The sequence below is a fragment of the Lysinibacillus sp. OL1 genome, from assembly GCF_004332175.1.
In the GTDB taxonomy this organism is placed as follows: Bacteria; Bacillota; Bacilli; order Bacillales_A; family Planococcaceae; genus Lysinibacillus; species Lysinibacillus capsici.
Map to the genome: position 1 here is coordinate 1 of NZ_SJDS01000150.1, position 242 is coordinate 242.

Genomic DNA, 242 nt, shown 5'->3' on the forward strand with positions numbered 1-242 from the left:
GTGACCCCCGACACGCGACGGGATTGCAGCTGCGAACCGCCCGCCGACTTTGTCGAGGTAGACAACGTCGGGGCCGTCGCGGCCGGTCAGATGCACGCACATACCGGTCTGATGGTGCAATTCGTGCAGAAACGGTGCGGCCGCTTCACGAAGCAAGCCGTTCCCCTCTCCGCCCCCTCCCCCGAGAGCACGGCGACCGAGGCAGTATCCGAACGAAGCGTGCTCGACCCACCCGAAGGTGA

At 66.1% G+C, this 242-nt stretch carries 1 protein-coding gene; it reads right to left on the minus strand.

Annotation, left to right across the window (positions count from 1 at the left end; translation table 11 throughout):
- Positions 1 to 156, minus strand: a 156-nt coding sequence (locus EW028_RS26705; RefSeq protein ID WP_483869246.1) for an IclR family transcriptional regulator domain-containing protein, incomplete at its 3' end; no start/stop codon positions are given.
- Positions 157 to 242 lie beyond the last annotated feature (86 nt).